This window comes from Reyranella sp., from assembly GCF_044224635.1.
Lineage (GTDB): Bacteria > Pseudomonadota > Alphaproteobacteria > Reyranellales > Reyranellaceae > Reyranella.
The window spans coordinates 18,388-33,934 of sequence record NZ_JBGAKA010000049.1; the positions used below are offsets into that span (position 1 = coordinate 18,388).

General features: G+C 64.1%; 9 protein-coding genes and 1 tRNA gene. 5 read left to right on the forward strand and 5 right to left on the reverse strand.

Annotation, left to right across the window (positions count from 1 at the left end; all coding sequences use genetic code 11):
* Positions 1 to 56: 56 nt before the first annotated feature.
* Positions 57 to 1,400 (forward strand): LLM class flavin-dependent oxidoreductase, encoded by a 1,344-nt coding sequence (locus ACILR9_RS30490; RefSeq protein WP_395713748.1) that lies wholly within the window; start codon positions 57 to 59, stop codon positions 1,398 to 1,400.
* A 42-nt stretch (positions 1,401 to 1,442) separates the two neighbouring features.
* Here the strand turns inward: ACILR9_RS30490 and ACILR9_RS30495 are convergent, their stop codons facing one another.
* The gene (locus ACILR9_RS30495; protein ID WP_395713749.1) at positions 1,443 to 2,762 is read right to left on the reverse strand and encodes a GDSL-type esterase/lipase family protein; all 1,320 of its coding nucleotides are present in this window, start codon (positions 2,760 to 2,762) and stop codon (positions 1,443 to 1,445) included.
* A gap of 307 nt (positions 2,763 to 3,069) precedes the next feature.
* The gene (locus tag ACILR9_RS30500; protein ID WP_395713750.1) at positions 3,070 to 4,668 is read right to left on the reverse strand and encodes an ABC transporter substrate-binding protein; all 1,599 of its coding nucleotides are present in this window, start codon (positions 4,666 to 4,668) and stop codon (positions 3,070 to 3,072) included.
* Between the two features lie 104 nt (positions 4,669 to 4,772).
* On the opposite strand from ACILR9_RS30500, the gene ACILR9_RS30505 reads away from it, so the two are divergent.
* The gene (locus ACILR9_RS30505; protein WP_395713751.1) at positions 4,773 to 6,221 is read left to right on the forward strand and encodes an amidohydrolase family protein; all 1,449 of its coding nucleotides are present in this window, start codon (positions 4,773 to 4,775) and stop codon (positions 6,219 to 6,221) included.
* 14 nt (positions 6,222 to 6,235) lie between these two features.
* On the opposite strand, the gene ACILR9_RS30510 is transcribed toward ACILR9_RS30505, so the two are convergent.
* Together ACILR9_RS30510 and ACILR9_RS30515 are read right to left on the reverse strand one after the other, a co-directional pair.
* The gene (locus ACILR9_RS30510; RefSeq protein ID WP_395713752.1) at positions 6,236 to 7,117 is read right to left on the reverse strand and encodes a DMT family transporter; all 882 of its coding nucleotides are present in this window, start codon (positions 7,115 to 7,117) and stop codon (positions 6,236 to 6,238) included.
* Between the two features lie 19 nt (positions 7,118 to 7,136).
* A complete protein-coding gene (locus ACILR9_RS30515; RefSeq protein WP_395713753.1) occupies positions 7,137 to 7,568 on the reverse strand; it encodes a DUF4864 domain-containing protein in 432 nt (143 codons plus the stop codon).
* A gap of 296 nt (positions 7,569 to 7,864) precedes the next feature.
* On the opposite strand from ACILR9_RS30515, the gene ACILR9_RS30520 reads away from it, so the two are divergent.
* A tRNA-Arg gene (locus ACILR9_RS30520) sits at positions 7,865 to 7,941 on the forward strand.
* 29 nt (positions 7,942 to 7,970) lie between these two features.
* On the opposite strand, the gene ACILR9_RS30525 is transcribed toward ACILR9_RS30520, so the two are convergent.
* Positions 7,971 to 9,284, reverse strand: coding sequence for a hypothetical protein (locus ACILR9_RS30525; protein WP_395713754.1), 1,314 nt, complete (start codon positions 9,282 to 9,284; stop codon positions 7,971 to 7,973).
* A 1,130-nt stretch (positions 9,285 to 10,414) separates the two neighbouring features.
* Here ACILR9_RS30525 and ACILR9_RS30530 point away from each other — a divergent pair.
* Both ACILR9_RS30530 and ACILR9_RS30535 read left to right on the forward strand, forming a co-directional pair.
* On the forward strand, positions 10,415 to 14,473 hold the full coding sequence (locus ACILR9_RS30530; RefSeq protein WP_395713755.1) for a helix-turn-helix domain-containing protein: 4,059 nt from the start codon (positions 10,415 to 10,417) through the stop codon (positions 14,471 to 14,473).
* Between the two features lie 72 nt (positions 14,474 to 14,545).
* On the forward strand, positions 14,546 to 15,319 hold the full coding sequence (locus ACILR9_RS30535) for a hypothetical protein (RefSeq protein WP_395713756.1): 774 nt from the start codon (positions 14,546 to 14,548) through the stop codon (positions 15,317 to 15,319).
* The last annotated feature ends 228 nt before the right edge of the window (positions 15,320 to 15,547 follow it).

Here is a 15,547-nt window from a genome sequence, read left to right on the forward strand (position 1 = left end):
GTTCTTATCGTCCGGCGCGGCTTGCCGAATGGCCCGGCAGGCGCGACATATTCGGCATGAGCCGCAAGCAACTCCGTCTCGGCGCCTTCATGCGCCCGGTCAGCATCCATACTGCCGCTTGGCGCTATCCCGGCGGTACCCCGGATGCCAATTTCAACCTCGAGGCGCTGATCCGCTATGCCCAGACGCTGGAGCGCGGCAAGTTCGATGCCTTCTTCATGGCCGACCACCTGGCCGTGCTGAACATGCCGATGGAGGCGCTGAAGCGCAGCGCCACGGTGACGTCGTTCGACCCGCTGACGCTGCTGCCGGCGCTCGCCATGAAGACCGAGCGGCTCGGCCTGATCGCCACCGCCTCGACGACCTTCGAGCCCGCCTACACGATCGCCCGCCGCTTCGCCTCGCTCGATCACATCTCGGGCGGGCGCGCCGGCTGGAACCTGGTCACCACCTCGAACCCCGATGCCGCGCTGAATTTCGGCATGGACGACCAGATGGAGCATGCCGAGCGCTATGCCCGGGCACGCGAGTTCTTCGATGTCGTCACCGGCCTGTGGGATTCGTGGGCCGACGACGCCTTCATCCGCGACGTCGACTCGGGCATCTACTTCGATCCGGCACGGCTGCACGTGCTGAACCACAAGGGCAAGTACCTGAAGGTGCGGGGACCGCTCAACATCGCGCGTCCCGTCCAGGGCTGGCCGGTGATGGTGCAGGCCGGCGCGTCCGATGCCGGCCGCCAGCTCGCCGCCGAAACTGCCGAGGTGGTGTTCGCCGCCGGCGGGCCGATCGAGATGGGCCGCGCCTTCTATGCTGACGTGAAGAGCCGCGCCGCCAGGATCGGCCGCAATCCCGATCACATCAAGATCCTGCCCGGCGCCTTCACGATCGTGGGCGGGTCGCTCGACGAGGCGAAGGAGAAGCGTGCCCTGCTCGACAGCCTGGTGAGCTACGACAGCGGCATCGCCGCGCTCTCGATCGCGGTCGGCCAGGACGCGCGCAAGTTCGATCCCGACGGGCCGCTGCCCGAGATCCCCGAGACCAACCAGAGCAAGAGCGGCCGCGAGCGGGTGGTCGCGCTCGCCAAGCGCGAGAACCTGACGGTGCGCCAGATCGCCGGCCGTCTCGGTGGCTACGGCGGGCTCGCGATGATGGGCACGCCCAGGATGATCGCCGACCAGATGGAAGAGTGGCTCATGACCCAAGCCAGCGACGGCTTCAACGTCATGTTCCCCTATCTGCCGGGCGGCCTCGACGATTTCGTCGACAAGGTCGTGCCCGAGCTGCAGCGCCGCGGCCTGTTCCGCACCGAGTACGAAGGCAAGACCATGCGCGAGAACCTGGGCCTGCCGCGCCCGGACAATCGTTTCTTTGCGGCGACAGCGAAAGCGGCGGAGTAGAATTCTCCTCCCCCGCGATGACGCTGGGGAGGAGAGAACGAGCTACTTCGCCCGCCCTGTCAGCAGCTGCAGGTCGATGGCGTTGCCCATGGCGGCGTAGCCGGCGCGGTTGGGATGGAGCTTGTCGCCGGGGCCACCGGTCGACGAGTTGGGCTGGAACTCCAGCCTCACCTCACCGGTCGCCGGATCCATGGTCGCCTTGTCGAAGTCGAAGACGCCGTCGAACAGCTTGCTGGTGCGCAGGAACTCGTTGAGCGCCTTGCGCTTGGCGTCGACCTCGGCGCGGCCGTGGCTGACGATGGTGCTGTTGAGCGCCGGCGTCAGCGTCGCGGCAAAGATCCTGACGCCAGGCAGCTTCTGGCGCAGATGGGCGATGCCCCTGGTGTAGCCTTCCATCACCGACTCGGCCGAGGCATTGGCGGCGCCGAAATCGTTGATGCCTTCGAGCCAGATCACCGCCGATACGCCGGGCAGGCTCGTGATGTCGCGATCGAGCCGCGACAGCGCGCTCGGTCCGCCGGGCACCGGCTTGGCCGGCATGTACTCGGCCGGTCCGACCACTTGGTTGCCGCCGATGCCCTGGTTGACCACGACGAAATCGTCGCCGTACGCGGCATGCAGGCGGCGCGACAGGATGTCGGGCCAGCGGTCATCGCCGTTGATCGTCGTGCCGGTGCCGTCGGTGATCGAATCGCCGAAGGCCACGATGACATCCGCCTTGGTCGGCAGGTTCATGTCGACCTCGTCGAGGAAGTACCAGGAGGTCGTCGAGTAGGGGAAGGCCGCTTCGTCTTCCTCGCTGCTGTGGGGGCCCGCGTTCGGCGCCGAGAGGTAGGAGGTCTGCAGCGCCTTGGCATGCCACGTCATCGGGCCGCTTTCGCCGACGACGTGGAAGCTGACGGCGAGCTTGCGCCCCCGCAGCATCATGTCGCCCGGCGTCTTGACGAAAGTCAGGGTCACGGGATCGCTGACCGCGCTCTGGCCGGGCGCCACGGTGACGCTCTTCTGGCCGCCGAACAGGATCGGCTGGTTGGTGGCCTTCACGATCGCGCTGCCGCTCTCCTGCAGGCCGGCAAAGGCGTCGTTGAAGGTGACCGGCTTGGTGCCGAAGGCGTTGGACAGGCGGATGCGCGCCTGCGGTCCCCACGCGTCGGGCCGCACGATCATGCGGAACGACTGGTTGCGCGCGCCCTGCTCGGCCGAAGAGAAGGCGAACTTGAGCTCGGGCTGCGCGGTGGGGTTGCCGATCGGATAGGGCCCGTGCACCGCGCCGGTCCAACTCGCCACCCATTGCTGGGCCTGTGCAACACCGGGCAGCATCGATGCGACACTCAAGGCGAGCAGCAGGATCAACCTCCTCATCGACGCCCTCCCACGGAAGTCATGGTGCTGCCGGGGACAGTCGGCCCAAGCGGATTACTTGGCAAGACAGTCGCCGCCGCAGAGCGGTTTCGTCGTGTCCGGTGCCATGAGCTTCGAGTTCGCGGTCTGTCCCAACCCGGCCATGGTGGGTGACATCGAATCCCTCCTGTCATCCTGAGCGTAGCGAAGGATCTCATCACCAGAGCTTCCAAAGTACACTCGTGGCAAGCGGCGATGAGGTCCTTCGCTTACGGCGCTTGCCTCGCAATCGCCTTGCTCAGGACGACAGAAGTTCGCTCTCCAGGTCCTACTGCTTCTTCTTCACGTTCCAGAACACCGGCACCGGTGCTTCGAGATTGCCGGAGACGGTGGTGCGCCGCGCCACCGGGATGTTGTACTGCCCGAGATGGGCGTAGGTCGGATACTCGGAAAGCCGGACCTGCACCTTTTCGGCCAGCGCCTTCCGCTCCGCCGGATCGGTCGTCCGCGCGTAGGAATCGCGCAGCTTCTCGAGCTCGGCGTCGCACGGCCAGCCGATCGCCGCCTTGTCGCAGGCGCCGCTCACGAACGACGACATGATCGGGTCGAGCAGGTCGGCCGAGACCCAGGCCGTCATGAAGCCGTTCCAGCCGCCGGCCGACGGCGCTTCCTTGCGCGTGCGCCGCGCCACCACCGTCTGCCAATCCATCGGCTGGATGTCGACCGTGAAGCCACCGCGCTCGAGCAGCGATTTCACGATCGGCGTCAGCCGGCCGGTGTTGGTGTCGGTGGCGAACAGCAGCACCACCGGCGTGCCGTCGTAGCCGGCCTCCTTCAGCAGCTCCTTCGACTTGGCGAAGTTCGACTCGAGCTTGTCCTCGAAGCCCTTGGTGGTGGCGTTGGGCGTGTTGCAGATGAAGACCGCCTTGCACTCCTTGAAGTATTTCGGATCGCCGATGCCGGCCATCAGGAAGTCCTTCTGGTTCAGCGCATAGAGTGCGGCTTGGCGGATCCTGGCGTTGTCGAACGGCTTGTGCAGCACATTGAAGCGGAAGCTGTACTGCAGGCCGAGCGGGTTGAAGTCGATGACCTCGATGTTCTTGTCCTTCTCCAGCAACGCCAGCAGCTCGATCACCGGCTGCTCGATCATGTCGATCTCGCCGTTGATCAACGCGTTGACGGCGGTCTGCGGATCGGGCATCGCCAGCCATTCGACGCGGTCGAGATGGACGACCTTGCCGCCCGCGAGTCCCGACGGTGGCTCGGCGCGCGGCTTGTAGTCCTTGAACTTCTCGTAGATCACCGTCTCGCCGGCGCGCCACAGGTCGCGGCGAAACACGAAGGGCCCGGAACCGACGAACTCGGAAATCTGCGTGTTGGCCGGCGTCTCGGCCACCCGCTTGGGCATGATGAAGGGGACCAGCGAGCTCGGCTTGCCGAGCGATTCGAGCACCAGGCCGTAGGGCTCCTTCAAGGTCAGTGTGAAGGTCCTGGCGTCGACGGCGGCGAGCTCCCTGGTGAACTCCAGCAGCTTCTGGCCCATCGCATCGCGCGCCGCCCAGCGCTTGATCGAGGCGATGCAATCCTCCGACGTCACCGGCTGGCCATCATGGAACTTGAGCCCGTCGCGCAGGGTGAAGGTGTAGACGAGCTTGTCGTCGCTCACCTTCCAGCCCTCGAGCATCTGGGGCTTCACGGCGAGCTTGTCGTCGACCGCCAGCAGCGTGTCGTAGATCATGTAGCCGTGGTTGCGCACGATGTAGGCGGTGGTCCAGATCGGATCGAGGATCTTCACGTCCGAATGCATGACCACCTTGAGGGTCTGCGTCTGTGTCTGCGCTTGGGCCGCCGCCGGCAACAGCGCGAGCGCCGCCGTTGCGGCGGCGCTCGCCGCCCACTTCAGAGCTGCCGAAGTCCGAATCGCCATGTGCCTCCTCCTTGTTCTGTCTTTTCCCCGATTCTATCGTCCCCTTGCGCGGACTATGCAACAGGCGTGCCTTCCAAAGGGATGGAGGCAAGGGGGACAGGGAAATGACCAATCGGCCGAACTCGATCCGCAATCTCGCCTGGGCCGTGGTCGGCGACGGGGCCGAGCCTCGCCATGTCTATCGCCGAAACGTCGACCTGTTGCTGAAGGACGGTCGCATCGTCGAGATCACGCCGGCCGGGGCACGCCCGGCGGAGGCGAACGAGCCGGCGCTCGACGGCAGCGGCATGCTGGCGCTGCCCGGCCTGATCAACATCCACAGCCATCCGACGACCGAGCCGGGCTACCGCGGTGTGCGCGAGGACCATGGCGTGCCCGAGCAGCAGATGACCGGCCTGATCGAGCGCCTGCAGGCCTTCCGCCTGGACAAGGACGGCCAGTCGGCTGCCGCCGTGATGTCCTATTCCGAGATGCTGCGGGCCGGCACGACGACGGCGTGCGACGTCACCGTGCCGTTCGACGGCTGGCTCGACACCATGGTGCAGAGCGGCATGCGCTTCTATGCCGGCCCGACCTTCGCCTCGGCGCGCTGGGGCATGAGCGCGCCGCAGACCGTGACCTGGCGATGGGACGAGGCGGCCGGGGTCGCCGCCTTCGACAAGGCCAAGGCGGTGATGGCCGAGGCCGAGTCGCACAATTCAGGCCGGCTGGGCACCCTGGTCTTCCCGGCCCAGATCGACACCGTGACGCCCGAGCTGTTCGCCGCCGCGAGGCGCCATGCCGACGAGTCCGGCCGGCTGTTCTCGACCCATATCGGCCAGGCGGTGGTCGAGGTGCGCGAGATGATCCGGCGTCACGGCACGACGCCGGTCCAGTGGGCGGCGGCGCAGGGCCTGCTGAAGGCCGACACCATCCTGGCCCACTGCATCCTGCTCGACGAGCATCCGCAGATCCGCTGGCACACCGCCAAAGACCTGGATCTGATCGCCGAGGCCGGTGCCTCGGTGGCTCATTGCCCGCAACCCTTCGCGCGCTACGGCCTTGCGATGGACCATGTCGGCCGCTACCGCACCCGCGGGGTCAATGTCGGGCTCGGCACCGACTGCGCGCCGCACAACCTGGTCGAGGAGATGCGGCTCGCCATTCACGCCGCGCGCTTGATGAGCGAGACGGTAGCGAGCCTCGACTCCGCCACCGCCTTCGAGGCGGCGACCATCGGCGGGGCCAAAGCGTTGGGTCGCGACGACATCGGCGTGCTGGCGCCCGGCAAGCTGGCCGACATCGTGCTGGTCGACCTCGCGCACCCCCTGATGCAGCCGGCGCGCGATCCGCTGCGCTCCTTCGTCTTCCACGCCGCCGACCGCGCCGTGCGCACCGTGCTGGTGGGTGGCGAGGTGGTGCTGCAGGACGGCGCGCCGCTGCATCTCGATCCGGCGGCGGCGATGGAGCGGCTGGCCGAGGCGCAGGCCCGCATGCTGCGCGACTCGCCGCAGCGCGACTACGCGCAACGGGCCGCCGAGGAGATCGCGCCGCTGTCGCTGCCCGTCGTCTAACGTGATCGCCTGAGCTATCGTTTCTGGCCGGGCGTCAGCGCCAGCCATAAGGACACCACCGTGGAGGCGATGGCGATCGCCTGCAGGAGCGACAGCGGCTCGTCGAGCAGCACGACGCCGCTCACGATGGCGACGATCGGGATGGCGATCGACGACAGCGCGGCGACCTGGGTGGGCAGCAGCTTGACCAGGGCGAACCAGGCGGCGGTGCCGAGCGCCATCGGGATTGCCCCGGTATAGATCGTGGCGATCAGCGCCTTGGCCGACGGCCAGCGCTCCGGCAGGCCGTCGAAGATCACGGCGCCGATCAGCACCGGCGGCACGCTGATCAGGACCTGCCAGAAAGTGAGCGACAGGCCCATGCCCGGCCAACTGGTGCGCTTGACTACGAACGTGCCGACGGCCCAGCAGAAGCCGGCGAACAGGCCCCAGAACAGCCCGAGCGGCGCTTTGGCATAGGTCACGAAGTTGGGCGCCATCAGCGCCGCGACGGCGGCGGCGCCGATCAGGATGGCCGTCAGCAGGCGGCCAGTCAGGCGCTGGCCGAAGGCCACGAAGCCGATCAGCGCCACCCACAGCGGCATCGTATAGGCCAGCACCGAGGCGTGACCAGAGGGGATGTAGAGCACGGCGAGCGATGTCGCGATGTTCCAGATCAGGAGGTTCATCATCGACGCGACGATGAGCGCCGGCCAGCGCCCGGGCGGGACGACGAAGCTTTCGCGGCGGACCAGCAGGATGGCGCCCAGCGTTGCCGTTCCCGTCACCAGCACGAGGGTGCGGAACGTCAGCACCGGCAATTCGTCGAGAGCGATGCGGAACAATGGCCAGTTGGTGCCCCACACGAGCGTGAGCGCAGCCAGCAGGCCCAGTACCTTGGGCGAGACACCGTTCATGAGGGGGAATGCCGTCGGATCAGGCCGAGTGTTCGTCCGGCGCCTGCAGGTAGCAGCCGTTGATCCGCCACGTGCCGTCGGGCAGCTGCGTCATCGGATAGAGGGCCGTCACCGGCCGCCCGTCGGGGCCGATGACATGGACTTTCTGGGTCACCTGGCCGTGCAGGTCGACGATCTCGCGGAAATCGAAGACGCGCGGCCGGTACACCGGCTGGTAGCCCTGCCGCACCATGTCCATGAAGATGTCCGATGTCCCGAACATGCGGCGGATCTCCGGCGAGGCGTAGCCGAAGGCGGCCTCGCCATCGTCGCGGCGGAATGCCTCGATCTGCGACTGGATGATGTCGCGGATCGCCGACCGGTCGGCATCCGACACGGTTGGCTGGGCCAGCGCGGGGAGAACCGCGAGGCCGAGGAGCAGCCCGAGCAGGGACAGGAGGCGATGAGCCATTTCTCTAACTCTATCGCGATGCGCGTGGAATCGCGACGGCGGGAAAGGCTCACCGGTGATGCGTGTTTATCGTTTGCCGGCTGACTCTCCTCCGCTGCGGCTCGCCAACGCAGCCAAGCCGGCACCAGAGTTTCGCGACCGGGCCAAACCGGGAGCGGGGATTCTCCAATCAAGTGAGGCATTTGTCGGCCAGCCTGCAGTCCTGCCCGATGGTCATTCTGCGGCTTGCAACCGGTCGCCAACTTCATTAGGGTGCGCCCCTCTTCGCCGGACCCGACTGCGGTTTCTCCGGCCGCGCGCCCGTAGCTCAACTGGATAGAGCATCTGACTACGGATCAGAAGGTTAGGAGTTCGAATCTCTTCGGGCGCGCCAGAGTCTTACGTCGCGAGACGTAAGACAAATCACGCGGACTGCCCCTCGTATGCCAGCCTGATGTTGAGTGCCGCGGCCGCTTGGTCGGCTGTCACGGCCGCATAGCATTTCAGCACCTGGTCGATCGTGTCGAGTTCGTGGCCGGTGATCGCCCGGATCAGTTCGCGCGGCACCCCTGCATCATGGTTCAGCGTGATGCATGTGTGGCGCATCGTCCGCATGGTGAGCTTCTTAGTCGGCAGGCGCAGTGGATCCTCGGGATCGGCGCCAACATAGTACCGGGTCTCGAAGTGCGGATGCTGCTTGGTCAGCTGATCGCGTAGTTCGTTGAACGCGTCGCGGAATGCATCGGCATCCTTCCAGGGCCGGCCAGCGCCATCGTGGAAGAACGTCCGTGCAGTGACGCCATCGTCCCTCCGCCGGGCCCGTGCCGCCTCGACTCGCAACACCAGCGCTGGCACCGTCCGCCATGGTAGAACGAGCGGGTTGTTAGTCTTCTCTTGGCGGAAGGCAAGTAGGTCGCGATCGAAGAAGTCTGCCGGCCACGACAGCCAATCCTGCTTTCGCACGCCCAGCCAGCCCATCATCACGACGGCGTCGCCGATCGACTTGTGGCCAGCATTGTCGGCCAATGCCACGAAGGCATCGATCGCCGCGCGAGGCCACAGGATCAGGTTGGGCTTCGGCAGGCCAAGGTCGAGCTCGGCCGCAGGATTCTGTTTCGGTGGCACGAAGCCGGGATGGTCGACCCTGTCGTAGCAGAGCCTGACTCGGCCAAAGAAGGCACGGATCGTCCGGTACATCGAGTGCGCGCCGGCCCAGCCGTTGGCCTCGCCGTGCTCGCGCAGCCAGGACCGTAGTGTTCCCGGCGCCAGCTTGCGCCAGTAGGTGTCTCCAAACTTCTCCACGAACTTGTCGAGATAGACTCGGTACTCGAGCCGCGTCTTGTCCGATAGCGAGGTGTAGACGTCGTGATCCTTATAGTCGGCGACCATCGCGCCGATTTGGCCGGGGCGGTACGTTCGCTCGCTCTCTGACGCTTCTGCTCCGCGCGCAGTTTTCCTAGCCTGGTCAGGCGTCTGCGTGACCGGTCTTCCTAGTTTGTCTATCAAGTGCGGGCCCATCCCGGCTTCGCCCCGTCGCCATGCCGTGTAAATGGCTGCCACAGCTTGGCACGCACCGGCGGCGACGATCGGATCGCGGATCGGTTTGCCCCGGCCATCGTGCAGGCGCACCGTCGCCCAACCCTTCTGTCGGTCCTCATGGCGCGGCGCGAAGTAGTGGCGGAGCGTGCCGTCCTTGTTGGTGTATGTCACCAGATAAGGGGCGTCGATCTTGCCCATCGTGCCTCCTGGTTGAGGAGTCTGCACGATTTGCAAGCACCGGGTCAATGCGACCGCATCACTACAGGAGCATATCCGTTGCTCCGCTGGCGGCGCGCCGGCCGAGAACGTGGTTCAGCTTGCTGCTCGCTTGCTTTGCGCATCGGGCGTGGCACGGCGCCAGTGGGATTGCTACCGACGGTCGCTAGCCAATCGGCCACCGCCTTGGCAGACCAGAGGCCGCGTTCAAAAGGATGCGGGAACCCCTGCGCGTAGAGGCGCTTGCGGACACGGTCGCGGCCGAACCAGCCAGCGGGCTTGCGGAAAGCCGACTCGATGTCGGCCGCCGTGAGAGGCCGCAACGGATCGGCTTCTGGATCGATGTAAGCAGATGCAGCCACGGTCAGCGTCCCCTAATCGACCAATGGCGACTACCCGGCGCTCACTCAAAAATTACGGGATCGGTCGCTCATGCTCGTTCGCCCTCAAGACTTGCACCGCGGGGCAAGGCGCGGGAAGGGCAAACCGACGAGGGCGGTAGAGACGGATACCGTGGGATAGAGTTCGGTCAGCAATCATGCAGGCGACGAGGCTGCCGCAGAACGGTCGCCTCCAAGCTAATGTCGCCCGATGAAGTCAGACTGTTGCCAAGGTCGGGGTCGAGGGTTCGAATCCCTTCGCCCGCTCCAATTTTCTTCAAACAAATCAGCGAGTCGGAACGGTCCTTCGGGGTCGTTTTCTGCTTCCCCGCCTCTCGCGCGATTGCCGGGGAAGCAGGGGGGAAGCAGATTGAGGCGAAACGCAGCGGACTCTCGGTCGGCTTCGGCGTGTGCCACCTCGTCCGACCATCAGGGGTCAGCAGATTGCTCCGCGATGGACGGGCTCCTCGGCTAACGACGGCCTTGGACACGTCGAGACGGCCCGGGCGCTGGGCATCCCTTTCGATCGAGTCCTTGAATGGCGTATCGGCGCGCAAATCGCACCCATGTGTTCGAAGCCTCAGCCGGACTCTGCCATCGCGGCCATTCATTGCTCAACTCGACAATGCCATCGAGACTAGAGGCCAGCACTGGCTGCGTCTGCCACATGACCCCGCGCTCTCGCGGCCTTTCTGCCTTGAAAAATACCCCATGTCATATAGATACTATGACATGAAGGTTCAACCGCTTTCCGGAACTGACCTCTCACCCAAGCAAATCCGCGCTGCCCGAGCTCTCCTCGCGTGGTCCCAGCAAGAACTGGCGAAAAAGGCAGGGGTGGCAGCTTCAACCGTCGCGGACTTTGAGCGTGGTCATCGGACGCCGGTCCCCAACAACGCCGAGGCCATGCGGACGGCATTGGAAGGCGCTGGCGTCCGCTTCCTCCCCGGTGGCGTCGTGATCGGCCCGCAAGTCCCCCCGATGGCCGAGCGCAATAAATCTGGTGTTCCCATCCGTTGGGTCAATGCCACCGACCTTGCAGAATGGGCTCAACGCCGGGACGGCCAAGCCACCATGCCGACCCTGATCGCCAAACTGATCAGGGCGGCTCACGGGCCTTCCGTGAACATGCGCTTTCCTTCCGACGAAGCGATCCAGTATGCCGGCTGGGACGGCGTGACGCGTTCCGAGCAAGCGAGCCGCTATGTGCCTGAAGGTGTCACCGGTTGGGAAATCGGAACCCAGCGCCAAGCCATTGCCGACAAGGCAAGCGCTGATTTCGACAAGCGCTCCCATATGCCAGGTGAACTTCAGCCACCAGAGTCGACGTTCGTTTTTGTCACGCCGCGGCAATGGCCCAAGAAGGAGGAATGGGTGCAGGAAAAACGCGCCAGCAACCTCTGGCGAGACGTCCGCGCCTATGACGGCAATGATCTTGTTCACTGGATCGAACTCTATCCAGCCGTTGGTCAGTGGCTCGCTACCCTCCTGGGCAAACGACCCGCAGGCATACGCGAGTTGGAAGAGGTCTGGCTCGAGTGGTCTCTGGCGACGCAATGGCCCCTGACAACAGACCTCATTCTTTCCGATCGCGATGAGGACGCTGCCGCGGTTCTACAGTGGCTGCGCTCGCAAGCCACGACGTTCTCCCTGCAGGGGGAGACGGCGGACCAGGTGGCCGCCTTCTTTTTCGCAACGATCGGACAGTTGCCGGCGGACGCGGCGCAGCACTATCTGACACGTTGCGTGGTGGCGACCAGCGCGGAGGCCGCTCGCGGTGTCGCCGAAAGCCTTACGCCTCTCATAATTGTCCTGTTGGACCCCGAACCGGGGTTGGCACAGCGCCTGGTCCAGCGCGGTCACCATGTCCTTCTGACTTATGGCGCCGACACCGACCAGCGTGGTGACTATCGCCGTCTGTCGCGGCCTTCTCGCACCGGCATTGAACACGCGTTGTCCGCTTCCGGTATCTCTGAACCGCGCGCGCGGGCGCTCGCACGCGACTCAGCGCGCAGTCTCGCCATCCTGCGCCGACTCATACCATCCGCGCCGGGTCGGCTGCCGCAATGGGCTGAAGACCGTCCAACACGTGGCTTGATGGCTGCACTTCTTGCCGGTGGATGGGACGAAAGCTCGCAATCCGACAAGGAGATTCTCTCTCGGTTGGGCAACGTTCCCTATGACCAGGTTGTCGCCGATCTGGCGCCGTTTGCGAGTGCGATCGACAGCCCCCTTCGAAAAGTGGGCACTGCCTGGAAGATCGCTTCACCGCCGGATGCTTGGTTGCTCCTGGCTCGGCACTTGTCGTCCGCTGATATGGAGAGTTTCGAGAAGGCTGCAATCGACGTGCTCGGGGCCCATGATCCGCGCTACGAGGTGGATCCAGAAGAGCGCTGGATGGCAGAGACCAAAGGTATTCGGCCACAATATACCGGCTACCTTCGGCGCGGGCTTGGCCAGGTACTGATTATGATGTCGCTCTTTGACGAGCATGCCCGAGGCGCATCGGACGTGCGGGCCCACGCCGAATTCGTGGTTCGCCGACTTCTCGAAGGGGCGTCGCGCGAGAGATGGTGGTCGCTATCTCGGGACTTCCAGCTGCTCGCGGAAGCTGCGCCTCACATCTTCCTAAATGCGATCGACGAGAGTCTGCACAGGAATGATCAGCCCATCATGAGCTTGTTCGGCGCCGACGGCGGTCCGTTCGGCGGCGAGCATCTCTCTGATCTGCTGTGGGCCCTGGAAGCGCTGGCTTGGTCTCCTCAAAACCTGGGGCGCGTTTCCGAGACACTTGCCAAGCTCGACACGCTCGATCCGGGCGGGAAGTACACAAACCGGCCGGGCAACAGTCTGTCAAAGATCTTCTTGCTCTGGCTGCCCCAAACTCACGCGACATTGGCCGAGCGTCTCCGTGTCCTCGATCATCTGCGAAAGACCGAGCCGGAAGCGGCTTGGAAGCTGATGCTTGCCATCCTTCCGAGCGGTCATGGCATAGTGATCCCATCGCCGCAGCCTCGATGGCGGGATTACTCTCAGGACAGTTACGAGACTGCCACCTATGCAGTGGTAGGCAAGGGCACGAAAGAGGTGACCTCGCGTCTTCTCCAGGATGTCGGTGCCACCCCCGAGCGCTGGAAGCAGCTTCTTGACAGGATCAGTCACCTGGCGCCAGAGCGAGAACTGGTGCTCCAGAAACTGGCAGAGATCGAGCCCCGGCTCGCAAATGTGGAAGACCGCACCCGCCTGTGGCGGACGCTACGCGGCGTGCTGAACCATCATCGGCAGTTTCGTGACGCGGCGTGGTCGCTGCCGGCCGAGCAGCTGGATCAGATCGAACGGATCTATCGCAAGCTTGAGCCTTCGGACACCATCGAACGAATGGCTTGGCTCTTTCAACCATCCGTCGACTTGCCGGATCCGGGAATCGACGGTTGGCGATCGGCCAAAGCCAACGTGCCGATCGCGCGGCGAAAGGCGGTTCAAGATCTTCTAGGCCAACGAGGTATCGACGGCGTTTTTGAACTCGCGCACCGCCTGGACTTGGCGGGCTTCTTAGGTGCTACGCTCACGGAGCTCGAGCTCGGCCCGCTCACTCGGGATAAGATCCTCGTCCGTGCCCTGCGCAGCGATAACCCAAAAGAGCGAGAACTCGCTCACGGCCTAATCTACTCCACTTTCGCGCACGCCAAAGAGCCTTGGGCGTCGGAGCTTCTGGCTCGGGCCGCGCGTGAGCATTGGGGCGATCACGCCATGCTCACGATCCTGAGCGCACTGCCGGTCACACGGTGGACTTGGGACCAGGCGCATCTCGCGGGACCTATTGTGGAAGACCTTTACTGGAAGCGTGCAGCAACGCTGTGGATGGATGGTACCACCGACGACATCGTCTTCATGGCCAACAAGCTCATCGAAGTCGGACGTGCCCGACCCGCGCTTCACTTCGTTGGACATCATTTGTCCAAAGGGCTACCGAGCGAGCTGCTGATCAGGGCCCTTCATGAGGCGGTCCAACAGCCTTGGGACAAGACACAGGACGATCACAATGAACCGACTATGTTTCAGCACCATGTCGCGGAAATTTTGCAGCGTCTGGATGACGCCGGCATTTCCGATGACGAGCTGCTACGACTGGAATGGACCTATCTCCCGTTGCTGGAGTATTCGCAGCGGCCCGCAAAGGTTCTGATCAAGGCATTGGCGGAGCGCCCGTCGTTCTTCATCGAAGTGCTAAGTGCGCTCTATAGGCCAAGTGAAGAGAGCGGAGTAGTGGAGCTACTACCTGAAGACCCCGACCGAGCGCGTGCTGTGGCCTCACAGGCGTTCAGCCTCCTACGGCTGTGGGACCGGGTTCCCGGCACCACGCCAGATGGGCATATCGATGGCGCCACGCTCGAGGCCTGGATCAAGGAGGCTCGCATTCTTGCGGCGAAGGTTGGCCGGGCGGACATTGCAGACCAGAAGATTGGCGAGGCTTTGTCAGCATCACCTACTGATGCTGACGGTATCTGGCCAGCTGTTCCCGTGCGCGAGGCGATTGAAATCACGCGCAGCAAAGACCTGGAGACAGGCTTTGCGATCGGCCTCTACAACCGACGTGGTATGACAACGCGTCTCCCTGCAGAGGGCGGCACTCAAGAGCGCGACCTGGCTGAACGATATCGCGCTTATTCGAAAGCGACGGCGTTGGAATGGCCGCGCACTTCCGCCACTCTCGATCGCATTGCCCGAAGTTACGAGGAGGACGCGAGCCGGCAGGACGAAGACGCTGAGCGACAGGATTGGCGCGTCTAGCCACAAGAGCAGAGGCACCTGGATCGTGACCACATTAGCCAGTGATCATACATGGGCTAGCGAGCATCTCCGTTGACACGCGTTGTAGTCGACTTGGAAAGCCCAGAAAGCTGGCCGTCTAGTCTGCTCGACTATTTGGCCGTGCATCATCACGTCTTTCTGAATTGGGCTACTCGTGCTCTGCGCGTCGATCCCGCCGTCTACGACGGCGCGATATACGGGCTCATGGACGCGATGCAGGATTTTGCCGTTATCGGATGGCATTGCACCCGCTTGCTCGATTACGAGATCACGGCAATCTCCCGTGAGGGAATGTATTTGCCGAGCGCGACGATGTTGGCTCGACGGGTGGATGCTGCAGTAGATGCCGGCTTGCTGTCAGCGAGCATTGGCGAAAGGTTCAAGCTCAAAAACCAGGCGGATGAGACGAGCCGAGCCGGAAAGATCTGGTTCTGCTTTTTTCCGCCACGCATCGCGGGTGAGGGCGGCGTCGGCGATCTGTTCCGGTTCTGGGGCGGTGAAGCGCTCTATAATGCGCATGATCGCGAGCCTGAGACTTGCGCGATTCTCAAAGCGCTGGGAACGCCGACGATCGTCGAGGCAGAAATACCCGTCGCTTACCTCACGGCCACAGGTGGATTGCCCTTCAAAGTGGCACGTCGTTATCTGATTTCCCGAGGCTATGACACTAGCGAAACGTGCGACTACGAAGATCGCGTCGAGACACCGCTTCCACCGAATTGCATTCGCCGCTTGATCCGTTTTCCTGATCCGCACTTTCTGGAGCTGACCGGCTGCATTACCTGGTCGGGTCAACTTACCCTCCAATGCGCCGCTGGCAGCTGACTGATCGTGCGCTCCTATTTGAGTACGTGCTTCCGCGCAGCCGACCTTTATCCACTAGAGTTCAACCCACAATAGAGCACGAAAAGCGGCTGAAACCGCGACGCACCACCCAGATAATCAAGCTGGCAATGCATTTCGCGGTGTGCGATCAACCAAGTGACTAAAAGGCGGCCATCGGGAGTGGGGGTAATGGCTTGCGGGATTGTGCTAACGCTTCGCGTCTCAACG